The 22,800-nt window shown below is 70.9% G+C and carries 15 protein-coding genes and 2 pseudogenes; 9 read left to right on the forward strand and 8 right to left on the reverse strand.

The genetic code is table 11. The annotated features are described in order from the left end of the window. Positions 1 to 8: 8 nt before the first annotated feature. Positions 9 to 2,927 (reverse strand): glycosyl hydrolase, encoded by a 2,919-nt coding sequence (locus tag J2S43_RS37355; RefSeq protein ID WP_306837288.1) that lies wholly within the window; start codon positions 2,925 to 2,927, stop codon positions 9 to 11. 148 nt (positions 2,928 to 3,075) lie between these two features. Between J2S43_RS37355 and J2S43_RS37360 the strand changes: the two genes are divergently transcribed. Beyond that, positions 3,076 to 3,750, forward strand: a complete 675-nt coding sequence (locus J2S43_RS37360; protein ID WP_306837289.1) for an HAD family hydrolase — start codon at positions 3,076 to 3,078, stop codon at positions 3,748 to 3,750. Positions 3,751 to 3,917: 167 nt separating this feature from the next. On the opposite strand, the gene J2S43_RS37365 is transcribed toward J2S43_RS37360, so the two are convergent. After that, positions 3,918 to 4,040, reverse strand: coding sequence for a 50S ribosomal protein L36 (locus J2S43_RS37365; RefSeq protein ID WP_306837291.1), 123 nt, complete (start codon positions 4,038 to 4,040; stop codon positions 3,918 to 3,920). A gap of 68 nt (positions 4,041 to 4,108) precedes the next feature. On the opposite strand from J2S43_RS37365, the gene J2S43_RS37370 reads away from it, so the two are divergent. Beyond that, the gene (locus J2S43_RS37370; protein WP_306837292.1) at positions 4,109 to 4,435 is read left to right on the forward strand and encodes an SDR family NAD(P)-dependent oxidoreductase; all 327 of its coding nucleotides are present in this window, start codon (positions 4,109 to 4,111) and stop codon (positions 4,433 to 4,435) included. A 160-nt stretch (positions 4,436 to 4,595) separates the two neighbouring features. Continuing rightward, positions 4,596 to 5,342 (forward strand): SDR family oxidoreductase, encoded by a 747-nt coding sequence (locus J2S43_RS37375; protein ID WP_306837294.1) that lies wholly within the window; start codon positions 4,596 to 4,598, stop codon positions 5,340 to 5,342. A 44-nt stretch (positions 5,343 to 5,386) separates the two neighbouring features. On the opposite strand, the gene J2S43_RS37380 is transcribed toward J2S43_RS37375, so the two are convergent. From J2S43_RS37380 to J2S43_RS37390, 3 genes are all read right to left on the reverse strand, one after another. Further along, complete coding sequence (locus tag J2S43_RS37380) at positions 5,387 to 7,192, reverse strand: immune inhibitor A domain-containing protein (RefSeq protein ID WP_306837296.1); 1,806 nt, start codon at positions 7,190 to 7,192, stop codon at positions 5,387 to 5,389. A gap of 266 nt (positions 7,193 to 7,458) precedes the next feature. Further along, complete coding sequence (locus tag J2S43_RS37385; protein WP_306837299.1) at positions 7,459 to 9,084, reverse strand: sulfatase-like hydrolase/transferase; 1,626 nt, start codon at positions 9,082 to 9,084, stop codon at positions 7,459 to 7,461. Positions 9,085 to 9,181: 97 nt separating this feature from the next. Next, the gene (locus J2S43_RS37390) at positions 9,182 to 9,868 is read right to left on the reverse strand and encodes an SCO2207 family protein (protein WP_306837301.1); all 687 of its coding nucleotides are present in this window, start codon (positions 9,866 to 9,868) and stop codon (positions 9,182 to 9,184) included. 354 nt (positions 9,869 to 10,222) lie between these two features. Here J2S43_RS37390 and J2S43_RS37395 point away from each other — a divergent pair, with 354 nt between their 5' ends. From J2S43_RS37395 to J2S43_RS37405, 3 genes are all read left to right on the forward strand, one after another. Further along, the gene (locus J2S43_RS37395; RefSeq protein WP_306837303.1) at positions 10,223 to 12,076 is read left to right on the forward strand and encodes a serine/threonine protein kinase; all 1,854 of its coding nucleotides are present in this window, start codon (positions 10,223 to 10,225) and stop codon (positions 12,074 to 12,076) included. Positions 12,077 to 12,158: 82 nt separating this feature from the next. After that, the gene (locus J2S43_RS37400; protein ID WP_306837305.1) at positions 12,159 to 13,436 is read left to right on the forward strand and encodes a hypothetical protein; all 1,278 of its coding nucleotides are present in this window, start codon (positions 12,159 to 12,161) and stop codon (positions 13,434 to 13,436) included. A gap of 56 nt (positions 13,437 to 13,492) precedes the next feature. Then, positions 13,493 to 15,448, forward strand: coding sequence for a hypothetical protein (locus J2S43_RS37405; protein WP_306837307.1), 1,956 nt, complete (start codon positions 13,493 to 13,495; stop codon positions 15,446 to 15,448). A gap of 76 nt (positions 15,449 to 15,524) precedes the next feature. Here the strand turns inward: J2S43_RS37405 and J2S43_RS37410 are convergent, their stop codons facing one another. From J2S43_RS37410 to J2S43_RS42390, 3 genes and pseudogenes are all read right to left on the reverse strand, one after another. Further along, complete coding sequence (locus tag J2S43_RS37410; RefSeq protein WP_306837309.1) at positions 15,525 to 16,574, reverse strand: LCP family protein; 1,050 nt, start codon at positions 16,572 to 16,574, stop codon at positions 15,525 to 15,527. 152 nt (positions 16,575 to 16,726) lie between these two features. Next, positions 16,727 to 18,256 carry an ABC transporter ATP-binding protein gene (locus J2S43_RS37415; protein WP_306837311.1) on the reverse strand — a complete coding sequence of 510 codons (1,530 nt, stop codon included), beginning with the start codon at positions 18,254 to 18,256 and terminating at the stop codon, positions 16,727 to 16,729. Between the two features lie 20 nt (positions 18,257 to 18,276). Continuing rightward, a pseudogene (locus J2S43_RS42390) lies at positions 18,277 to 18,414 on the reverse strand (helix-turn-helix domain-containing protein); the annotation flags it as partial. 397 nt (positions 18,415 to 18,811) lie between these two features. Between J2S43_RS42390 and hsdR the strand changes: the two are divergent. The 3 genes and pseudogenes from hsdR (at position 18,812) to J2S43_RS37430 (ending at position 22,788) form a co-directional block, all read left to right on the forward strand. Beyond that, positions 18,812 to 21,277 carry an EcoAI/FtnUII family type I restriction enzme subunit R gene (gene hsdR / locus J2S43_RS37420; protein WP_306837313.1) on the forward strand — a complete coding sequence of 822 codons (2,466 nt, stop codon included), beginning with the start codon at positions 18,812 to 18,814 and terminating at the stop codon, positions 21,275 to 21,277. Between the two features lie 80 nt (positions 21,278 to 21,357). Next, positions 21,358 to 21,957: a type IV toxin-antitoxin system AbiEi family antitoxin domain-containing protein gene (locus J2S43_RS37425; protein WP_306837315.1), complete on the forward strand. Its 600-nt coding sequence runs from the start codon at positions 21,358 to 21,360 to the stop codon at positions 21,955 to 21,957. Between the two features lie 53 nt (positions 21,958 to 22,010). After that, positions 22,011 to 22,788: pseudogene (locus J2S43_RS37430) on the forward strand (nucleotidyl transferase AbiEii/AbiGii toxin family protein). The last annotated feature ends 12 nt before the right edge of the window (positions 22,789 to 22,800 follow it).

Genomic DNA, 22,800 nt, shown 5'->3' on the forward strand with positions numbered 1-22,800 from the left:
CTCCCCCGTTAGACCCGTGCCTCGCCGTACGGGATGAGCGTCACCGGCCCGGTCAGCCCGTAGGCCTGCCGTGACGCCACGCCGTAGACCCCGGGATCCGCGACCCGCAGCCGGTTGTTCAGCGTGGTGGTCACCTCCACCTCGATCGTGTTCCGGCCACGGCGCAGGTGCGGGCCCACGTCCACCACCGGGTTCAGCAGGCTCACCGCGACCGCGTGCCCGTTCACGGTCACCCGCGCGGTGTCGAAGACCTCGCCCAGGCTCAGGTAGGCCCCGGCGCACGCCGGCACGTCGACCGTGGTCGCGTACCGCCCGATGCCCGACACGTCCGCCAGCTGCGGAATCTCCGTCCACGGCCGCAGCCCGGAGAGGTCCAGCGCGTGCGTCACGGTCAGCGTCTCGGCCGCGCTCGACCCCGGCTGCCAGTCCGCCACCCGCAGCGACCACCGGGTCAGTGGAATCGGCGCCGGTACGTCCCCGATCCGCCGCGACACGGTCCGCCCGTCGTCCAGCGTCGCGGTGTAGGAACCCGCGGTCGCGGCACGCAGGACCAGGTCCCGGCCGCGCACCAGCACCCGGTCCGCCGTCGTCGCGGTCACGTGCCGGTGCGGCCCGGGAGCGTCCAGCACCACGATCGACGACTCGCCCGGCTGCAGCGCCACCCGGATCGTCACCCGGTCGCCGTCCGCGGTGTAGTGCGCGATCGGTTCCCGCTCGCCGGTCCACGGATCGATCCGGTACGGCACCGACCGCCGGCTCGCCCGGTGCAACGTCACGTCGTGGTCGATCGCGGCGACCGGCGGCTTGACCGTCTCCGCGTGCTTGCCATTGACCAGGTAGTAGTAGTCCACCCCCCGCTCCTCCCGGTGCCCGTGCAGCAGCGTCGAGGACCGCGCGTAGGAGACGGCCGGCCGCAGGCCCAGGCCCGCCAGCGCGGCACCCACCTCGGTCCGCACCGCCACGGTCCGCACCCGCGGCAGCGCGGTCAGCTCGGCCAGCAGCGCGCGCAGCGTCGTGTCCTCGTCGCCGGTCGCGCGGCCCGGCACGGTCGCGGCGGACCAGTCGCCGAGCAGCACCACCGGCAGACCCTTCCGGGCCAGTGCCAGGATGCGCCGGGCGGATGGCAGGTCCAGCGTGGCCACCCCGCCGGAGAAGAGGTCCGTCTCCACCAGCAGCACCCGGTAGGCCGGGCCGTCCGGGGCCAGCCGCCCGTCGCGGACCGTGGCGCTCGGCAGCGCCAGCAGCGGCGCGCTGATCATCTGGTGCGTCCAGCCGGACGGGACGCCGTCCGAGGTGAACCAGGACGCGCCGATGCCGGTCTTGGTGTAACCCTTCTGCCGGAACACGGCCGCGTCGATCCGGTTCACGCCGATCCGCCCGGCCAGGTGCACCCGGCCCAGGTAGGCGGCGACGTCCGGCGCGTGCCGCCAGCTCGGCTGCCGCGGGCCCCACGACTCCGCGTAGCCGATGCCGCCGGAGTACGGCGTGAACGCCGCGAAGCCGGGCCAGTCCGCGCCGGGCGCGGTCGCGTACGAGAAGCCGTGGAACGCGGTCTGGTTGAGGCCGGCCGCGTAGGCGCCGCCCATAGTGCGCAGCAGCCGCTTCCACGTGGTGTTGTAGGCGCCGCCCTGATACGCGCCGGCCTCGCAGGAGAGCAGCTCGCGCCCGCCCATGTCCCGCCCGCCCGCCAGGCAGCGGTAGTCGTCCAGGTTCTTGAACCCGAGCGACTCGCCCTCCGGCACGTCGATCACGGCGGCGACCGAGATCGCGTCCGTCTCCAGCCCGTACGGCTGGGCCCGGAACGTCAGCCCGAGCGAATGCGCCCAGCGGGTCAGCGGCGCGAAGTGATGCGCGGTGAACAGGTCGGAGAGCGTCTGCCAGTAGTCGGCGCGCACCCGCCGGCTGGTCGCCGCGTCGAACGCGTAGACCGTCGACTCCTTCACCCGCACCACCGCGGCCAGGTAGGGGCGCAGGTCGTACCCCCGGCGGCGCTGGAACTCGGTCAGCACCGCGGGCGTCCAGTTGAGCGCGGCCGTCTCCAGCTCGATCGAGTCCTCGAACAGCGAGCCGCCGGCGCGGCGCAGCAACGCCCGGACGCGCGGCGTCAGCAGCCGCGCCTCCCAGAAGTCGATCACGGCCTGGGTGCCGGCCGCACTGAAGTGGTCCACCACGAACGCGTCCGGGCTGGTGTGCGGCCCGGACTCCGGCTCCTGGCCGGAGCCGCGCTGCCAGTACGCGAACAGCAGGTGGTCGCCGTCGGCCGGCGCGGTCCAGGTCAGCCGGCCGTCCGCCACGAGCGCGGTCAGGTCGGTGACCGAGTCCGTGGCCAGGCCGGTCTCCTTGCGCGTCGCGTTCGCCGGGTCGACGCGCACGGCCTGCACCGCGATCAGCGTCTGCCGGGTGACGCCCGCGGCCGGCGCGGCGACCGCGGCCGGGACCGGGCCGTCGAAGACCGCGCCGGCCGCGACCGGGGCCACGCCGTGCGCCAGCTCGTGCACCGCGGCCGGGTGGTCCGGCGTGATCGTCGGAACCGCGGCCGGCCAGGACGGGCCGATGGTCAGGTCGATGGTGATCCCGCGCCGCGCGGCCTGGTCGAGCGCGGCCTCGACGCCGCGGGTCCACGCCGCGGTGCCCCAGCCGTGCCCGGCGGTGTCCAACGCGGCCTTGTCGCGCACGCTGTGGTGCACGGCCGCTATCTCGGCGCCGCCGAAACCGGCCGCCGCGATCTGGTCCACCTCGCGCCGGATCTCCGCGGGGTCGACCAGTCCGTCCGGCCACCACCAGCGAAAATACGGCCGCAGTGCGGTCTCGGGGTGGGTGAGGCTCTTCGAAGCCGGGCTCGTCGCCGCCGCCGGGACCGCGCCCCAGCCGGCCGCCAGCGTGCCGGCTCCCACAGCCAGCACGGTACGGCGTCTCAATCCGCTCATGTCCGACCTTTCCCCGGGGTGCCCTCCGGGTCCGTGAAACGTTTCATCAACGTCGGTCGACTTGAACGATAGGAACGGACACGGCTGTGGTCAATACCTCAGGAAACTCGCGCGACATCGAACCGGGCCGCGTGATCGCATGGTGGGCATGCTGGTCTTCGACGCGGACGACACGCTCTGGGAGAACAACGTCCTGTTCATTCGCGTGGTCGACGACTTCCTCGCCTGGCTCGCACACCCGACGCTGGAGCACGCCGCGATCCGCGCCGTGCTCAACGACGTCGAGCGGGCCAACGCGGCGGCCTACGGTTACGGCAGCGAGGTCTTCCTGCGCAACCTGCACGAGGTCTTCGAGCGGCTGAGCGAGCGCCCGGCCACCGGCGCCGAGCGCCGCGAGATCGAGGAGCTGGCCGCCGCGCTGGTCTTCGACGAGGTCGAGCTGATGCCGGAGGTCGCGGATACGCTCGCCGACCTCGGCACCCGCCACGAGCTCGCGCTGCTGACCAAGGGCGACGACACCGAGCAGCGCCGCAAGCTGGCCGCCTCCGGGCTGGCCGCGCACTTCGGCAGCGTGCACGTGGTGCGCGAGAAGGACCTCCCGACATACCTCGCGCTGACCGAGTCGATGGCGCTCGACCCGGCGACCACCTGGATGATCGGCAACTCCCCGAAGTCGGACATCATCCCGGCGCGCCGGGCCGGCTGGAACGCGGTCTTCATCCCGCACCCGCACACCTGGGAACTGGAGCACGCCGCACTCGACCCGGCCGACACCGGCGTCCTCGAGCTCCCGTCCTTCACCGCGCTGCGCGAACACTTCTGATCCGGCCCGGCCGAAGGGGCAGATCACGGTCAACTTCATGATCTTCCCGCCTCCGCGATCAGGGCGTTCCCCAAGTCATTGGAACGACTTGGGGAACGCGCGCCGGTGCTGAGGCGGGTGAGTTCCGCTTCGCCCGCCGGAGGATTGAGTGGGGTGGGAAGCGGGGATCAGCCCTGGCGGCCGTTCCAGCGTGGGTCGGCGCGGTTGACGACCGTGACGCGGCCGCGGCGGCGGACCACCTGCGAGCCGGGCTTGCGGGCCAGGGATCGGAGTGAGCTGCGAACCTTCATGGTCGTACCCCTTTCTTTCCGGTCATGACAATGATTTTCGGCTGATGGGTATTCCTGGGGAGGAACGCATGGGACGCGTCGTGGTGGTCAGCGGCGGCGGGACCGGCACGGGGCAGGCGACGGCCGCCCGGTTCGCACGGGACGGCGCCGACGTGGTGATCGTCGGCCGGCGCGCGGACGTGCTGGCGCGCGCCGCGGAGGGGATCGAGGCGCAGGACGCCGGCTCGGTGCCCGCGATCACGGCCGACCTCACCGATGCGGATGCGGCGCTGCGGGTCCGCGACGAGGTGGCCGAGCGGCACGGCAAGGCCACGTGGTGGTCGCGAACGCGGGCGGCAACGTCACGCGGCAGGGGCCGCCGAGCGATTCGGGCGCGGACCGGCCGGTCAAGGTAGGCGCGCGGCGGTCGCGCAGGCGCGGTGCTCGATGTGCCGAGACCGTGCATTGGCTGGCCTCGCCCGGCGCCGGCCCGTCACCGCACAGATCGTGCAGGTCAACGGCAGTGCATCGCTCGGACGTTAGCGTTGATACCAATTGTGTGTTAGCGTTGATCGCATGACGGAGATCATGGCTGAGAACACCCGAGTGGCGATCGTGACCGGTGGATCCCGGGGCATCGGGCGGCAGGCCGCGCTGCGCCTGGCCGCGGACGGATACGCGGTCACGGTCGTCTACGTCGGCAAGAAGACGGAGGCGGAGGCGGTCGTCGAGGAGATCGTCTCGGGCGGCGGCCGGGCCATCGCGGCCCGCGCGGACGTGGCCGAGGAGACGGACGTCGCGGCCGTCTTCGACGCGGCCGAGGCGGCGTTCGGCGGCGTGGACGTGGTGGTCAACGCGGCCGGGATCATGGTGCTCGCGCCGATCGCGGAGTACGACCTGGACACGCTGGACCGGGTGCACCGGGTCAACATCCGGGGCGCGTTCGTGGTCTCCCAGCAGGCCGCCCGCCGGGTCCGGGACGGCGGCGCGATCATCAACTTCTCGACCTCGGTGATCGGCCTGGGCCTGCCCGGCTACGCGGCGTACGCGGCCAGTAAGGGCGCGGTCGAGGCGATGACCATGGTGATCGCGCGGGAGATGCGCGGCCGCGACGTCACGGTCAACGTGGTGGCGCCCGGCCCGACCGCGACCTCGTTCTTCTTCGAGGGCAAGGACCAGGCCACGATCGACCGGATGGCCAAGCAGCCGCCGTTGGAGCGCCTCGGTACGCCGGAGGACGCGGCCGAGGTGGTCGCGTTCCTGGCCGGACCCGGCCGCTGGATCAACGGCCAGGTGATCCGGGCCAACGGCGGGATCGTCTAGACAGGTGACGGGCCCGGCGGAGGGCCGGGCCCATCACCGATCCGTCACGCGGCCGGCGGGGTCACCTTCAGCGTCATCAGCGGGATCAGCCCGCCGAGCTGCGTCTTGACCTCGATCTTGACGCCCGCGCCGGCCACCTTGACCGAGCTCTGCGGGTTCGCGGCACTCCAGTAGCGCAGCGGATCCGAGTCGTCGAAGACCGGGATCGCCGGCTGCCGCGGCACCGAGACCGGCGCGCCGTTGCGGTGGAACGTCACCGGATCCGTCGCCTGCAGGCCGAACGTGGCGTCGAACGGCTGGCGCCGGTTGCCGAGCAGCACGCCGTCGGCGAACGTGATCGGCGCGGGGCGCGCGTCGACCGGGAGCGTCAGGCCGGTGCCGGGGTGCACGCTGGTGTTGTTGTTCCCCACGGCCGGGTTGACGTACCAGATCAGCAGGCCGTCCTGGTACGGGAAGCGCTCGGCCCAGTCCGGCCGCGAGTTCGCCCAGCCCCAGTTGTACGGCCCGAGCCGCAGCGTCTCGTCGTACCCGGTGTAGGTGCGGTACTCCGCGGCGTAGTAGCCGCCGTTCGCCAGGGGGATCACCACGGCCTCCGGCAGGAGCCCGTCACCGTACGCCGCGCTGCCCAGCGTCACGTACTTCGACCGGCCCGGATTCACCGTGACGAAGTCGGACCAGCCGAGCCAGATCTTCTCCCACGCGCCCATGTAGCCGGGCGTCGAGCCGATCGTCGGGTTGCCACGGCCCAGCCAGGAGCCGGAGGACATCACGGACCAGAAGCCGGTGCCGTTCTCGCCGCCGGCCGTGTCGTAGAGGTCGGGCAGGCCCAGATCGTGGCCGTACTCGTGGACGAAGACGCCGAGCCCGCCGTTCTCCGGCTCGGTCGTGTAGTCGCCGATCCAGATGCCCGTGTCGCCGATCTGCACGCCGCCGGCCAGGTTGCCGGCCGGGCCCGCGGTGCCGCGCAGGCTGGAGAACGCGAACCAGCGGTGCGCCCAGATCGCGTCCGTGCCCTCGGCGCCGCCGCCGGCCTCCTCACCCGCACCGGCGTGCACGGCCTGGAAGTGGTCGACGTAGCCGTCCGGCTCGTTGAAGTCGCCGTCGTCGTCGAAGTCGTCCCGGTCCCAGACGTCGAACGTCTTCAGATGCGCCGCGACCTGCTCCGGGGTCTGCCCGGCGGCGAGCTGTGCGGCGTACCAGGAGGTGGCACTGTCCTTGATGAAGTTCCAGTAGCCGTCGTTCTGCGGGACGGAGTTGCTGCCGTAGCGCGCCTCGTTGTACGGCACCTTGACCCAGTCGGAGACGTCGCCGCCGACCGTGTAGCGCCCACCGGACTGCTTGGCGTAGAAGTTCGCCATCGACTCCCGGTTCTTGGCGAACAGCAGCTTCTCGTAGTGCTCCGGGCTGAAGTCCGGCTCCCAGATCGTGGTGTTGTCGTCGGTGGCGCCGCCGTCCCACACCCGGTCCGGCTCCGGGATCGAGTTGTGCAGCGGTCCCGGCGTGCCACCGGCCCGCGGATAGACCTGGTCGCCGAACTCGACCAGGAAGGTCAGGACCGGGTCGGTCTTGGTCTCCTTCTTCCTGTATTCCACGAACCGGTTGCCACCCAGCCGGATGACCTCCGAGCCGTTGCGCTTCTCCGTGGTCGTGGTGCCCGCTATCAGCCGGTCCAGCGCCTCGGTCCGCTCGGCCTCGCGCTCGTCCGCGAGCGGGTGCGGCAGGTTGTCCTCGCCCAGCACGGCCGTGGGTTCCACGTCCGGGGTGAGCGCGCTCGGAGCGGCCTGGGCCGGAGCCGCCATCAGCGCCGCGACCAGGGTGCCGGCCGCGACCACACAGACTTGCCTTCTCATTGATGTCCTCCAGATGAGCTGGATGGACAGCTTAAAATCTCATGTATCTGGATCTAGCGATTCAATGTTGCGGTTCCGTGTCTAAATGCTCACCGGTTGTCTGTTTCGGACCTTGCGCGTCGCTGACCGGCAGGTTTGGCCGTGCGCGGCGGGGTTTGGCCCGTGCGCGGCGCTGACCGGCAGGGAGGAGCGCCAGCGACGACCGGTGCCCGCGGGAGCTCTCGGAAAGTGCCTCCGCCGGAAGCGGGAAGATCAAGATCTTGATCTTAGGAACCGCTCTGGCTGTACGCGGTCAGAAAGTGATCGCGGAACGACTCCATCGGCCAGACCGGGGCGTCGGGTGCGGGCTTGAGGCCGGAGGTCCACTGCCAGGAGGCGATCCGGTCGAGCACGGCCGGGTCCTTCGCGACGATCGTGACCGGGACGTCGTGGCTGGCGTCCGGCCCGGTGACCGTGGTGGCCGGCTGGTGGTCGCCGAGGTAGATCACCACGGTGTCGTCCGTGCCGTGCCGCTCCAGGTAGGTGAAGAGCGCGGTCAGCGAGTACTCGATGGAGGTGCGGTAGGCGTCCCGGGGCTCCGCGGGCACGTCGATCCGCTCCGGCATGCCGGCGAACGCGGAGCCGTCACCGACCGCGTTCCAGTCGATCATCTCGGGGATCGAGTCCCACGGGAAGTGGCTGGAGAGCAGGTCGAGCTCCGCCATCATCGGCCCGCGATCCGCGCGACCGTGCTCCAGCCGCTCGAACGCGGTCAGCGTGTACTGGTCGGGCATGGTGGTCCAGCCGAACTTGGGCCCGGCGTACCCCAGGTTGCGCGAGTCGTAGACCCGGTCGAAGCCGTACCAGTCGCCCTCCGGCCAGGCGTACGTGTTCGCGGGCGCGACGCAGACCGTGGACCAGCCGGCCCGGCGGAACGACTCGGTGAGCGTGAGCCGGTCGCTGGCGACGATCGTGCGGTACCGCTGCTGGTTGTCCACGCGCAGCCCGGACTGGAACGTGGAGTGTGCGAGCCAGCTGTAACCGCCGAACGTCGACGAGGTCAGCCAGCCGCTGCGGGCCGCGAACCCGGACGCGGTCAGCCGCCGTGTGCCGTCCGCGAGCACCGCGTCGACCTGCGCGGACATCGACTCGTCCTCGACCGCGCTACGGCCGTAGCTCTCCACGAACGTGAGCAGCACGTCCTTGCCACGCAGGCCGGTCAGCAGCCGGCTCGGCGGCACGTCCCGGAACGCGTCCACCGCGGCCGCGTTCGCGAACGTCTCCTGGTCGTGCAGCGCGGCGTCGACCAGCTTCGCGCGCTGGGTGAGGAACGCGGTCGCGCCCCGGTCCGCGATCGGGCTGCCGGCCAGCGCGAGGACCAGCCACGCGGTGGTCAGCAGCGCGAGGCCGCGGGTGGTGCCGGTGCGGTGCCGCGCGAAGACCCGGCCGAGCCGGATCACCGACAGGGACATCAGCACGGGTACGGCCAGGAGCAGCGCGACCGCGAGGACCACCGCGGCGATCGCACCGGCCCGGCCGATCGAGCCGGTGAGGAACGTGATGCCGTCGTCCGCCAGGCTCCAGTCGAGCACCAGGTCGAACTGGCGGGCGTAGACCGTGAAGAAGCCCATGTCGGCCAGCTTGACCAGGGCCAGAAGGCCGAGAACCACCCCCGCGACGATGGCACCGGCGATCCGCGCGCGGCCCGGCAGGAGCAGCAGGAGCACCGTGACGACCAGCGCCTCGACCGGGACGCGGAGGAACGCGGCGGCGGTGAGGCCGGTCGGCTGGTTCGGCAGCAGCAACGCCACCAGGACCAGCAGGCCGGCCAGCACGGTGATCACCGTCCCGGCGACCGGGCGTTTCGTCGCCTCTTGCTCTTCTGCCTGCTGCTCTACCGGCTCTTCTGGCACACCAAACCCCATCGTTGCGGCTCTCAAGGTCCGGTGCCCAGCCGTCACCCCGACCACCCACCCCTGATCGGGGTGAACGCAGTCAGCTACGAGCAGATCAGCCGACCAGTTCGATGACCGCTCGCCGGATCAGGAACTTGCCGGGCTCGCGGACCTGCTCGAAGGCCGCGTCGTTCAGCAGGATGCAACTGCCGGAGACGCCGGTCACCTCGACCGTGATGCTCTTGTCGTTGTCCAGGTTCGTCACCCGCAGCCGAGTGCCGGCCGGGAACTCGTCGCTCGACGCGGCGGGTGCGCCGCCCTCTCCGGAGAGCGTAACCGTCGAGCCGTCGCAGACCACGTCACCGGCCTCGCCGCCCTGGCCGTCCGCGGGTTGCTCGGCCCGGTCGGGCTCCTCGGCCCGGTCGGGCTCCTCGGCCCGGTCGGGCTCCTCCGCCGGGGGCGCGTCCGCGACCGGCGGCTCCGCGATCACGTCGTCACCGCCGTCGCCGCCGTCGCCGCCCTGGGCCGGGGCGCAGCCGGCCGCCGCGAGCTGCTGGTCGATCACCGCGATGACGTCCTGCCGGTTCTTGATCCGGGCGTCGGAGAGCGCGTCCGGGTCGGCCCGCTGCTCCGCGATGAAGTCGAGGTTCCGCTGGCGGGCCGCCTCGATGCCCGCGCACGGCCCCTCGGCCGCGCCGCTGATGCCGGTGCCGACCGCGAAGGCCCCACCGGCGAGCGCGACCGCGGTCACTCCGATGACGATCTTCCGGTTGCGGCCGATGAGGAGCTGGCGCCAGTTCATGATCTTCTCCGTCCGTTCGCCCTGCGTCGTTGCGGCACCGGTTCCTACGGCTGCGGGCGGCCGGGGAGATCAAGCCTCGTACCCTAAAATTTCACTAAGAGTCACAAAACGCGGCTCAGAACGCGCTCTCGCTCGCAATTCCGCCACGTTCGGTGAAATCGTTCGATGAGGCATGTAAATAGCGAAGTTTATTACCTGTAAGTAGCGTGGGAGGAGGCTCAACCCCTTGCAGGTCAACGGATGTTTGTCGCCTGCAGGTAGTCACACCGTCGTCCATTGTGACTTTCCCGACTGTGGCCGATTGCCGACCACGCCGATATGATCCCGCAATATTCAAACCGGTACGGTTCTGTGGTGCCCGAAACCTCGGAACGGTCGCTCGCCGGTCGTTACACCCTCGTTCGCGCGCTCGGGCAGGGCGCCATGGGGCGGGTCTGGCTCGCCCGTGACGAGATGCTCCGGCGCGACGTCGCCGTCAAGGAGCTCGTGCCGCCGCCCGGCCTCAGCGAGGAGGAGACGGCCCAGCTCCGCGAGCGCTCGCTGCGCGAGGCCCGCGCGATCGCACAGCTCAACCACTCCAACGCGGTCCGGATCTTCGACGTCCTGATCGACGGCGGCGACCCGTGGATCGTCATGGAGTTCATCCCGTCCCAGCCGCTGCACAGCGTGCTGCGCGCCGAGGGACCGATGTCGCCGGCCCGCGCCGCCCGGATCGGCCTCGCGGTGCTCGCCGCGCTCCGCGCCGCACACCGCGTCGGCGTGCTGCACCGCGACGTCAAACCGGCGAACGTGCTGCTCGGCACGGACGGCCGGATCATGCTCACCGACTTCGGCCTGGCCACGGTGGAGGACGACCCGGGCATGACCCGCACCGGCATCGTGCTCGGCTCCCCGGCCTACCTCGCGCCGGAGCGGGCGATCGGCGAGCCGGCCGGGCCCGCGTCCGACCTGTGGTCGCTCGGCGCCACGCTCTACGCCGCCGTCGAGGGTCGCTCGCCGTACGCGCGGTCCTCCTCCATCGCCACGCTGGCCGCGCTCGCCACCGAGCTGCCCGCGCCGCCGCAGCGTGCCGGTGCGCTCTTCCCGGTGCTGGAAGGGCTGCTGCGCAAGGACCCGGCCCGGCGGATCGACGCGATCGAGGCGGAGGCGCTGCTCACCGCCGCGGCGGCGTCGGGGGAGGAGCTGACCGCTCCGGCGGAGGTGCCGGCCATCCCGCAGCAGCGCCGCGACGAGCGCGTCGAGGCGACCGGTGCCGCCACTCCGGCCACGGTGGACGCCCGGTTCGGCTACCGCGGTGCGGAGGCCAGCACGTCCGCGCCGGCGACGGCGGCGCCGCCCTCGGCCATCCCCGGCGTCGAGGGCAGTTTCGGTTTCCGTGGCCTGGAGTCGGCCTCGGCGTCCCCCGCGGGCGGCGCCGGCCGGACCGCCCGGTCCCGCTTCGAGGAGCCGCCGGCCGTCGCACCGGCGGTCGCCCGTGGCCTGCTCGACCGGCTGACCGGCCCGCACGCCGACCGGGGCCGGTGGGCGATCATGATCCTGATCCCGCTGCTGGTGGTGCTGATCGGCTGCCTGCTGATCGGCCCGTCGCTGGCCGAGGGCGACACCGGCGACGAGGGCCGCGCCGACGCCCCGGCGGTCAGCGCACCGGTCTGGGAACGGCCCGCCGACGCCACCCCGACGCCGACCGGCACGGCCTCGCCCACCGCGTCACCGTCACCGTCACCGTCACCGAACGGGGCAGGGGCGGGTGTGCCCGAGCCGGAGACGGTGGAGCCGCCATCACCTACTCCGGCCGCGACGACCTCGGCGGCCGGGCCGCCGCCGATCTTCACCGGGCGCGCGATCGTCAACGTCGGCACCGGCAAGTGCCTCGACGTGCCGGACGGTGACGCGTCCACCGGCCGCGCGCTCCAGATGTGGGACTGCAACGGCACGCCCGGCCAGACGTTCGAGCTGGCGGCGGACGGCCGGCTGCGCACGCTCGGCCGCTGCCTGGAGGTGACCGGTGAGAGCGACGGCAGTCGGCTGCGCACGGCCGCCTGCGACGGCGGCTGGGAGCAGATCTTCACGCTCAACTCGGTCGGTGACCTGGTCAACGTGCGGGTCGACCGATGCGTGGACGTGGTGGACGGCGACACCGCCAACGGCGCGCTGATCCAGATCTGGCAGTGCAACGGCGGCCCGCACCAGAAGTGGTACGTCGGCTGAGATCACCGCAGCTCGGAAGGGCTGAGAGGGTTGCCGCCTGCCGCTAGACTCCGCAGGTCGTTCGTAGCGGGGAGGCAGGTCGATGGCGCCGGAGATTCCGTACCGGGTGGTGGGTGAGCTCGGTTCGTGCGACGTCGGCACGGTGTGGTCGGCCGTCGACGAGGAGACAGGACTCCCGGTCACCGTGGCGGTGCTGAACGCACAGGCCGCGGGCGACCAGCGCTGGCGGGACGCGTTCGCGGGCCACGCCGGCACCGCGCACGCCGGGGCCGACTTCACCGCCGCGGTGCCCTGGGTCGCGTTCGACGGCGCCGAGGAGCCCGGCGCCGAGCGCGTCTTCGCCTCGCTCGGCCGGACCTACACACCGGCCCCCGCGTTCGGCACGCCGGTCTCCGGCTCGGTGTCGGAGACGAGCATGGAGATGGGCGACGACCCGTTCGGGCTCGGCGGCGGCGCGCCCCGGCGTCCATACTTCGGCGCCGGTGCGGAGGACCCGTTCGGCGGCTCCCCCACCGCCGCCCGCAAGCCCGGCAACCGGCTCTGGATCGGCATCGCCGCCGGCGTCGCGGTCCTGCTGGTCGGCGTCGGCGTGGTCGTCGGCGTCACCCGGCTCGGCGGCGACTCCCCGGCCCCGGCCGAGGCGGCCGGTCCGGTCCCGTCACCCGTGCCGGCGAGCACGTCGGCCGAGGCAGCGTCACTGTCGCCCGGCTCGATGAACGCGACCGCGTCGGCCGGCACCGTCACACCGTCCACGGCCGCCTCCACCGCCGGCGCGCCGGCCGCGGGTGGCGCCGGCCCCGCGCCGGCCGGCAACGCGCCCGCCGCCGGTGGCGACGCCGCCCCGGCCGACTTCACCGTGCCGGCCCGCTCGGTCCGGCCCGGCATCGAGCCGCCCTACACCGGCACCTGGCCGGCGGGCTGGCCGGAGTACGGCAGCGGCGACCCCACCAAGCTCTACACGCTGCCGGGGCTGGGCTTCGACGTGCGCATGCCGTCGAACTGGAAGTGCAAGCAGAGCGGCGCCGGGCACGTCTGCGGCTACGTCGAGAACGGCGCGCTGGTCGCGGGCGGCGAGATCATCGCCCGGGACTGCGGCTCACCCTGCGACGACGCCCGCCGCACCGCGCTGCGCGCCACCGAGGACGCGTTCGGCGCGAACTGGCGTTTCGCCGGCAAGAACATCACCATCGCGGAGACCGAGAAACTCAACGGCACCTCCGGGTACGGCATCGTGATGATCGGCTACTACCGCGCCGGCTCGGCCGACCGCCAGGTGGTGATGCGGATGACCGCCGATGTCGCATGGAACGACGAGTTCCGGCGGATCGCCGCCGGCATCCGGGACACCACCGGCATCTGACGGGCGGATACTGTGGCCGGCGTCGGCGTCTTCGATCCCCGGAAGAACGGACAGACATGGCCACGGTTCGTCTGAGCGCGCTGCCCGGCCGCGTGATCGACCACCGCTCCACGGTCGTGCTCGGCGCGGTCGTCCTCACGCTCGGCCTCGTCCCGCCGACGATGCCGGGCGCGGTCTACCCGGCCGCGATCGCGCTCCTCGCCGCGGCCGCGGTGATGGCCGTGCGCATGCCGCGCCGCCTGGCCGGCGGCCTGCTGCCCTGGCTCCCGCTGGTCGCTTGGCTGGTCATCGGCCTGCTCGTGCACGGCCGCTTCGCCATCACCGGCGTGCTCTACGCCGGGCTCGCCGGCCTGAGCTTCGCGGTCGGCTGGGCCGCCGCCCAGGTCCGGCTGCTGCGCACCGACGGCGACCAGCGGCCGCCGGTGCTCGCCTGGGCCGTCGCGCTGACCGCCTGGGCGCAGCTGCCGATCGTCGCGCTCACCGGCGCCCCCGGCGGCCTGTTCCTGCTCGCCGGCCTCTGCGCGCTCACGCTGCCCCGCCGCCACTGGTGGACCTGGGCGACGCTCGCCGCCGCGTTCTCCGGCGTCTGGCTGGCCCGCAGCTGGGCACTGCTGGCCGCCACGCTCGCCATGGTCGTGCTGTTCCTGCTGCTGGAGTGGCGCTCGGGTGCGCGCCGACGCGGGACCGTGGCGATCCTCGCGCTGGCCGGACTGCTCGCCGTGGCCGCGCTGCCGTGGCTGATCACACGGCCGGGCACGGATCCGGTCGCGGCCGGCGCACACCTTCTCCTCGGAGTGGGGGCGGGCGACCTGGCCGGCACCGGCGACGTGCACAACGTCGTGCTCCGCGGCGCCGCGGAGCTGGGTCTCCCCGGCACGCTGCTGTTCTGGGCGCCGGTGCTGCTGGTGCTGATCGCCGCCGCCCGGCGCACCTGGGTGACCCGCGGCGCCGACCTGCCGTCCCGCCTCCTGATCAGCGTCGCCCCCGGCCTGCCGCTCGCCGGCGTCGTCGGCTGGGACTCATACCCGCTGGCGCTCACGCTGCTCGTCGGCTACTTCGGCGCCCAGATCGACATCGCCGCCCCCAACCCCTTCACCGCGATCACCCGCGCCGCCACACCCCCGCCGGAGCCATCCCTCGCCCCCGCACCGGCCCTCTCCACCCCCGATCCCGCAGCCGGCGTCGCTTCCGATCCCGCGACGCACTCCACGCCCGATCCCGGGGCCGGCGTTGCCTCCGAGGGCGAGGTCACCGCTGATTCCGCCGCGGCGGGCTTCGTCTCCGATTTCGTTGCGGCCGACGTAGCTGACCCAGATACCGCCGTCGCCGACTTCACCGTCGTCGATGCCGCTTATGGGGTGGAGCCGGCAGCCGGCGCCCCGACGTCCGCCGGCACGGTCATGAATCCTGCGCCCACCGGTAGGGAAGGCCAGCTCGCCGGCGCGGAATCCACTTCCGCGCTGCCGTCCGCGGGCCAGGCGGGGCCCTACGCCGACGTTCCCGTGCGTACCGAGGCAGAGCCGGCGTCCGTGACGGACGCGGCTGCCGAGGCGGATAGCGCCGAATCCGTGGATTCGAGCCGTGAGTCCGCGGCCGATGCTGAGACGACAGCGCCCGCCGGTGCCGTGTCGTCCGACTCGGTTACCGAGGTCGCGTCGGTTACCGAGGCCGAGCCGGTTACCGAGGTCGCGTCGGTTACCGAGGCCGAGCCGGTTACCGAGGTCGCGTCGGTTACCGAGGCCGAGCCGGTTACCGAGGCCGAGCCGGTTACCGAGGCCGAGCCGGTCACCGACGACGGCCCGGTCACCGACGACGGCCCGGTCACCGAGTCCGATCGGGTCACCGAGGCGGGCCCGATCACCGACGTCGAGCCGGTCGCCGAGGCTGCGGCGGTTACCGAGGCTGAGCCGGCTGTTGATGCCGGTGGCGGTAGCCAAGCGGAAGTCAAGGGCGGACGCCCGCGCGGCAAGGCGCGAGGCGCGCGGCGTCCGGGAAACCGCCGCAGCCGTTAGGGCGCGGTGGAATCTCCGCGTCCCGATCGCCTCGCGGCCTCGATCCGCAGGCCGGCAGGCGCGGTCGGCTGCCGGCCTATTTCCGGGCGGCGGCCAGGATGTCGGGGACCGAGTCGGTGCGGACCGCGTCGTACAGCGCGGTTGCGGCCTTCGCGTCGGCGAGGACGACGCTCTGGTCGCCGACCCGGCCGGTGCCGGTGGTGGGGGTGGTCAGGAACGTGAGGTTGCCGCCGCGGACGTTGCGCATCTGGGTGGCCAGGTCGAGGATCGAGAGGGTCTGGTCGACCGAGACCGAGTTCGCGGTGGCCTTGACGAAGTCGTTGACGGCGGCGGGGCTGGAGAGCATGCCGCCGGAGGCCGCCCGGTCCAGGATCGCCTTGATCACCTGTTGCTGGTGCCGGATGCGGGCGAAGTCGCCGTCCTGGAACTGATAGCGCTGGCGGGCGTAGTCCAGCGCGGTGGCGCCGTCCATGTGCATGGTGCCCTCGGTGAACTCGCGGAACGGCTCGTGGATCGACGTGAAGTCCTGCTCGACCTCGATGTCGATGCCGCCGAGCGCGTCCACGATCTGCTGGAAGCCGCCGAAGTCGACCAGCACCACGTGATCCATCCGGACCTTGGTGAAGTCCTCCACGGTCCGCACCATCAGCGGGATGCCGCCCCAGGCGTACGCCGAATTGATCTTCGCGTCCGTGTCGCCGTTGCGGCCGTCGGCCGAGCGGGGCACGTGCACCCAGGTGTCGCGCGGGATCGAGATGAGCTGTGCGCCGGAGCGGTCGGCCGGGAGGTGCGCCACGATGATCGTGTCGCTGCGGGAGCCGGTGGTGTTCTCCGGGTCGCGCGAGTCGCTGCCGAGCAGCAGCAGGTTCAGCGCGTCCGCCGCGACCTCCTCCTTGACCGGCCGGGACTCCTCCGGGACCTCGGTGAACGCGTCCACCTTCTCGATGCTGCGCTCCACCGAGCTCACGTAGAGCGCGGTGGCCGCGGTCGCACCGCCCGCGATCACCAGGCCGGTCACCACCGCGAAGATCAGGACGCGTGCCCATCGCCCGCGTCTGCGCGCCGGCTTGACCGCCTCGATGACCTGGGTTGCGTCCTCGTCCACGAGGCCCCCCGAACGTTCCATTCCGCGGAGCGTACCGACCTGCGAACCCGGTCTGACCAGGCAATTCAGCCCGTCCTGAACCGGCCGACCCGGCAATTCTGGACGGGTGTTCCGGACACCGGGCGCGGGACCGGACAAAGCCGGTCAGGACTAGGCCGGTCAGGCCAGGCCGGTCAGGACCAGGCCTTCCAGAGGCGGGCGTAGACCCCGCCCGCCGCGACCAGCTCGTCGTGGGTGCCGTGTTCGACGACGCGGCCGTCGTCGAGGACGGCGATCCGGTCGCAGGCGCGGGCCTGGCTCAGCCGGTGAGCGACCACGATCGCGGTGCGCCCCCGGACGGCGGCCTCGGCGGAGCGGTCGAGGTCACGGGCGCCCGCGCTGCCCGCCTCGGCGGTCGCCTCGTCGAGGATGACCACCGGCGGGTCGCGCAGCAGCAGGCGGGCCAGCGCCAGCTGCTGGGACTCCGCGGGCGTGAGCGCGCCGGCCGGCTCCAGCCCGCGGGTCCAGCCGACCGCGGCCAGTGCGGTGTGCAGGCGCGCGTCGTCCGCGCCGGGGGCGGCGAGCGTGAGGTCGTCGCGGATCGTGCCGGTGAACACGTGGGTCTCCTGGGACACCAGGCACACCCAGTCGCGCAGCACGCCGGCGTCCAGCGCGGTGACGGTCACCGGGCCGTCCGCGTCGGTCAGCGTCACCCGGCCGGTCGTCGGCGTGCGGGTCGCTGCCATGATGCCGGCGAGCGTGGTCTTGCCGGCACCGCTGGCGCCGACCAGCGCGAGCGACGTCCCCGCTTCGATCGTGAGATCAACACCTTTCAGGACCTCGCGGTCGTACGTGTGGCGCACCCCGGTCACGGTCACCCGTACCGGACCACGGGGCGCGCGGGTGGTGCCGGCCGGTGCGGGCGCCACCAGGAGGACGCCGACGGTCCGGGCGAGCGCGGCCCCGGCCCGCTGCACCTCGTCGAACGACAGCAGCAGCGTGCCGAGCGGCGTGAACAGGCGGTGGAACAGCAGCGCGGCCGCGGTCGCGGCACCGACCGTGACAAGATCGGCCCGGACCAGCCAGTACCCGGTGAGCAGGATCGCGGCGAGCCCGATCGCCTCGGCAGCGTTCATCGACTTGCTGAACCAGACGTAGAGGCGCAGCGCCCGCAGACCGACGCCGAGCACCTCCCCGGACACGGCCGCGGTCCGCCGGGTCTGCAGGTCCGCCATGTCATAGGCGGCCACGGTCTCGCGTCCGCGCAACGACTCCAGAAGCACCCGTCCGCGTTCCGCGGCGAGCGCGCGCTCCCGGGCGTAGAGGCGGGCCGCCCGTGGAAGGTAGAGGCGGAGGCTCACGGCGTACACCGGGAAGACCGCGGCGAACGCCAGCGTGAGCCGCCAGTCGAGGGTGAGGAAGCCGGGTGCCGCCACCACCACCGTGATCATGGCGATCAGGACCTGAGTGATCAGCGGTACGGCGCTGGCGAAGTTCTCCACGTCCTCGGTGACCCGGGACGAGACGTCGCCGCTGCCCGCGTTCTCCAGCACCGGCGCGGGGAGCCCGAGCGTCGCGCCGAGCACGGTCTCGCGCAGGCGGGCGGCGACCCGCGCGCCGAGTCGTTCGGTGGCGCGCCGGGCCAGCGCTCGGCCGGCATCAGACGCGTGACCGCGCGCTCGACGACCGCCATCACCAGGCCGTCCTTGTTCTTGAAGTGCCACGGGATCGAGCCGCGACTGATGCCCGAGCGCTCCGCGATGTCGACGAACGACGTGCGGTCGAACCCGCGCTCCGCTAAGAGCTCCTCGGCCGCGTCCAGGATCCGGCGGCGGCTCTCGTCCCCGATCTCATCGATCCGGCGCCGTCCCTGAGAAGCCACGTGCTACTGAGAAGCCACGTGCCCCCGGCAGGAGCCAAAACAGACCTGCGACGCCCCGTCCGGCTAACACACCGGGTCAGCGTCACCTGATCGGTGATCGTTGACTAGTTGCGGAAGCGCAGGTCGGCATCCTGCCGGGGGCACAACACAGAACTGCAAGAACACGGCGTAATCAGTCAGTCACTGACTGTAGAAGCTGTCTTCAAGATTACTCAATAGCTCCCGAAGGCCTTGGACTGAAGTCCGGGGCCTTCAATTTTGTAAATAAGCCAGATCAACTGGCGGATCTAAGCCGCTCACCAGTCCACCCTCGATGACGTTGAGTCTGTTTTAAGGTAGATTCGCCCATCTTCGTGAGGGACGGCAGTCAGTCAGGTGTGGTACTACCGTACGTACGGTGACAGCCACCCACGGGATGAACGAGGACGAGACCTGCCGGGCGTTCGTCATGCCAGCCCTCAAGGCGTCCCACTGGACCAACGAGCAAATCCGACCGCAGTTCCGGATCAATGAAGGACGGCTGACGCCGACGCCTAAGCGCCATGCCCAAGGTGATCCCCTAATCGCGGACTATGTCTTGGAGTATGCGCCCGACGTTCCGGTCGCCGTCGTCGAGGCGAAGCGGTGGCGCATCAACGCCAACGACGGAGTGGAACAAGCGCGGCGGTACGCCGCGAAGTTAGGGCTGTCCTTCGCCTACGCTACGAACGGCCACCAGATCGTAGAGATCGATTACAGCGGCGGCGCTCCTGCCATCCGCGAGATCGACCGGTTCCCCTCTCCTGACGAGTTGTGGGCCCGCTATGTGGGTGATCTACAGGCAGATTCCACCGTAGGGCGGGACCTGCTGAAGGCACCCTACGACCACACCCTGCGCAACTCGGACAACACCGCCAAACGCCCACGCTACTACCAGCGGGTGGCAGTGGCCCGAACGCTTGCGGCCATCGTTCGCGGCCAGAAGCGGATCCTTCTCGTACTGGCGACTGGGACCGGAAAGACGATGGTGGCCCTTCAGACGGTCGCCAAGCTGCACCGATCTAACTGGGTCGAGGGACGAAAGCCCCGAGTGCTGTACCTGTCGGACCGCTCGATGCTGGTCGACGACCCCAAGGACCGGTACTTCCTGCCAGTCTTCGGACCCGACGACGTACACAAGATCAGCGGAGAACCGGTCCGAGGCCGGAAGATCTACTTCGCCTTGTACCAGGCTCTGGAGAAGGGCGACGAGGAAGAGCTGTTCCGCCGCTATGAGCCGGACTACTTCGACCTCGTGATCGTCGACGAGTGTCACCGAGGCAGTGCCCGAGACGACTCGCAGTGGCGCCGCGTGCTGGAGCACTTCGCCCCCGCGACGCAGATCGGCTTGACGGCTACCCCGATTAGCCGGAAGGACGCCGACACCCTCGACTACTTCGGCGATCCTGTTTACACCTATTCATTGGCCGACGGCATCGAGGATGGCTACCTCGCCCCTTACCGCGTACGCCGGGTCCGCCTCAACGTGGACATGGAGGGCTACCAGACCACCCCCGGGCAACGGGACCGGTACGGCAACGAGATCCCAGAAGGCATCTACGGCCCCAAGGACTTCGAGCGCATCATGGTGATCCTGGAGCGTACGGAGGCGGCGGCTCAGTACGTCATCGACTACCTGCGCTCGACCGAGGAGGAGGGCAAGCACGGCAAGACCATCGTCTTCTGCGAGAACAACGACCATGCTGCGCGCATGCGTAATGCGCTGTTCAATGCAGCTCAGGCAGAGGTGAGCGCGCGACGCAACTATGTCGTACGCATCACCGATGCCGATGGGTCGCCCGGTCGGGCGCTGCTGGACGAGTTCCGCAAGGACGACTCCGACGAACCGGTGATCGCCGTGACGTCGAAGCTGCTTAACACCGGCATCGACCTGCCGGCTGTTCGCAACATCGTGCTATTTCGCCGTATCGCATCGATGCCCGAGTTCAAGCAAACGATCGGCCGCGGCACTCGACTGTGCTCCGTGATCGGCAAGGGCTCCTTCGACATCATCGACTTTGTCGAGGCTACGCGGCTGTTCAATGACCCTGGATTCGATGGCCCCCCGCTGCGGGTCGTTCGTGACATCACCGACGATCAGGGGCGCTTGCTGGAGAGCGAGCCCGAGTCAGCCAACGGCGATGCGGTCGACGCCGAGACGGTGGCGGAACCGGAGAACGAATACACCCAAGAAGCTGGCGGCACCTTAGAGCCGCAACCGTCGGACGCGACAGTAGACGACCCGGACGAGGTCGACCGCATCCGAGCACGCGGAAGGCGCTACGTTGTCAACGGCGTCCAGGTCTACAAGTGGGGTGAGCGGCGCTATCAACTGGACACGGACGGCCGGACGATGAGGTTGGTGACCATCCAGCAATGGGTCCACGACCGCGTTCTGGAACTTGATCTGGCGCCGGACAAGCTGCGCTCGCAGTGGGCTACCGCCAAGAGCCGGCGTGAGCTCATGACCATCCTGCGACGCGCCGACATCGAGGCCGAGGAGTTGCCCGCGGAGTTCGGCAGTCCAGACGTCGACCCGATCGACCTACTCCTCAACGTCGCCTGGGGGCTGCCCCTAGTCAGCCGCGAGGAGCGGCTGTACCGGTTCCTGCACGAGCATCGGGGCTTCCTGGCTTCGTTCCAGCCGGAGGCTCGGCAGGTGTTGGAGGAGATGCTGCTGAAGTTCGCCGAGCATGGCTCACCGCAGCTCAAGCCAGAAACCCTGGCGGTTCGCCCGTTCACAGACTTGGGAACCGTCGTCGAGCTGGCGAACCGGTTCGGCGGCGCGCAGGCGCTCCATGAAGCCATCGATGACTTGGGGCGTCGCCTCCTCGAGGCCTCCTAAAAGAAAGATTTAGTTTAAGCCACGCCTAAGACACCAAACTAAAAATAACTTTCAGTTTAGCGCCTGCTAGAGTGGCCGGCGTGATCCGCGACCGTACCGATGCCCGCGCTGCCCTCTGGCGGATTGCCAGCGGGCAGCGCGGCTACTTCACCGCTGCACAGGCGCGGGAAGCGGGATACTCATACCAGGCGCAGCGATACCACGCGCAGCGTGGGAATTGGAATATCGTCGACCGGGGCATCTACCGCTTCCGGGAGTTCGACTCGCTGCCGGGCAGCGACCAAGATCACCTAGTGCGCTGGGCGCTATGGAGCAGCGGGCGTGCTGCCGCATCGCACACCACCGCGCTGTCCGTCCACGACCTCGGCGCAGCCAATCCTTCAGAGATCCATCTCACCGTTCCGCCCGGCTTCCGCCGTAGGGATGGTGCGGTGGTCCTTCACCGCGCCGCCCTTGTCGATGACGACGTCGAAGAGCGCGATGGTGTCCGGGTCACGACACCCGTCCGCGCAATCGTCGAGTGCGCCGCCGCACAAGTGGATCAAGATGTTCTAGACTCCGCCGTCGTCGACGCCCTCGACCGGGGGCTAACCACCCGCCAGCGCCTCCTCCACGCTGCCCAGCGACTCGGTGCCCGGGCGGAACTCGGTGTCGAACGAGCCCTGCGGGAGACACCGTGACCGAGCGCTATCACAGTGCCAGCGCGCTGCGGCGGGCTCTGGAGGCGCGGTTGATGCAAGAGGCGACCGACGCCGGCACTGATCTAGCCCGGCGCCGGCGCCTAGTCGTCTTCGACCGTATCGCCACCCGCCTTGCCGCAGATTCGACGGCCGGTTGGATCCTCAAAGGCGGTGCGGCGCTGGAGTTCCGACTACGAGCCAGCGCTCGCACCACCAAGGACATGGACCTTGCGGCCTGCCCCGCCGATGAGCCCGACCTCGACGGTCCGGCGGTACGAAGTCTTCTCCTCGATGCGCTCGCGTTTGACGAAGACGGCGATGGCTTCCTCTTCCAATTGTCCTCACCGGCACCACTAAGAGCGGGCACCGCCGGCCGCGGCGGCTGGCGGTTCTCGATCGAGAGCCGGCTAGCCGGACGAAGTTTCACCACCGTGCGCGTCGACGTGGTCACGCGCGGAGAGGAGATCACCCGCACTGAGCGGCTGGCTCTGCCCAACACTCTGGCCTTCGCTGGCACGCCACCGAGGGACATCGAGGCCGAGGACCGCCGTCAGCGCTTCGCAGAGAAAGCTTCACGCGTTCACCCGCGACTATCGCGATCGTCCCAACACTCGAGTCAAAGACCTGGTGGACTTGGTGTTGCTAGTTGAAAGCGGCATGGAAGCCGATGGAGCCGTGGCTGACACCGTACGGCACGTCTTCGCCGTCTGGGCGACGCATCCGGTTCCGCAGACACTTCCCGATCCGCCGCCCGCTTGGACTGACCTTTACCCCGCGCTGGCAAACGGCCTGACGCGGCTTCACCTCGGCTCGAGGCCGCGCTCGAACTAGCGCGTGGCTTCT

The organism is Catenuloplanes nepalensis (assembly GCF_030811575.1).
GTDB lineage: Bacteria > Actinomycetota > Actinomycetes > Mycobacteriales > Micromonosporaceae > Catenuloplanes > Catenuloplanes nepalensis.

Bases quoted from the DNA above. Each gene is read 5' to 3' on its own strand.
- J2S43_RS37370 (WP_306837292.1), top strand. From the start codon at position 4,109: ATGGGACGCGTCGTGGTGGTCAGCGGCGGCGGGACCGGCACGGGGCAG.
- J2S43_RS37360 (WP_306837289.1), top strand. From the start codon at position 3,076: ATGCTGGTCTTCGACGCGGACGACACGCTCTGGGAGAACAACGTCCTG.
- J2S43_RS37405 (WP_306837307.1), top strand. From the start codon at position 13,493: ATGGCCACGGTTCGTCTGAGCGCGCTGCCCGGCCGCGTGATCGACCAC.
- J2S43_RS37365 (WP_306837291.1), bottom strand. From the start codon at position 4,040: ATGAAGGTTCGCAGCTCACTCCGATCCCTGGCCCGCAAGCCCGGCTCG.
- J2S43_RS37400 (WP_306837305.1), top strand. From the start codon at position 12,159: ATGGCGCCGGAGATTCCGTACCGGGTGGTGGGTGAGCTCGGTTCGTGC.
- J2S43_RS37355 (WP_306837288.1), bottom strand. From the start codon at position 2,927: ATGAGCGGATTGAGACGCCGTACCGTGCTGGCTGTGGGAGCCGGCACG.
- J2S43_RS37390 (WP_306837301.1), bottom strand. From the start codon at position 9,868: ATGAACTGGCGCCAGCTCCTCATCGGCCGCAACCGGAAGATCGTCATC.
- J2S43_RS37375 (WP_306837294.1), top strand. From the start codon at position 4,596: ATGACGGAGATCATGGCTGAGAACACCCGAGTGGCGATCGTGACCGGT.
- J2S43_RS37410 (WP_306837309.1), bottom strand. From the start codon at position 16,574: ATGGAACGTTCGGGGGGCCTCGTGGACGAGGACGCAACCCAGGTCATC.
- J2S43_RS37380 (WP_306837296.1), bottom strand. From the start codon at position 7,192: ATGAGAAGGCAAGTCTGTGTGGTCGCGGCCGGCACCCTGGTCGCGGCG.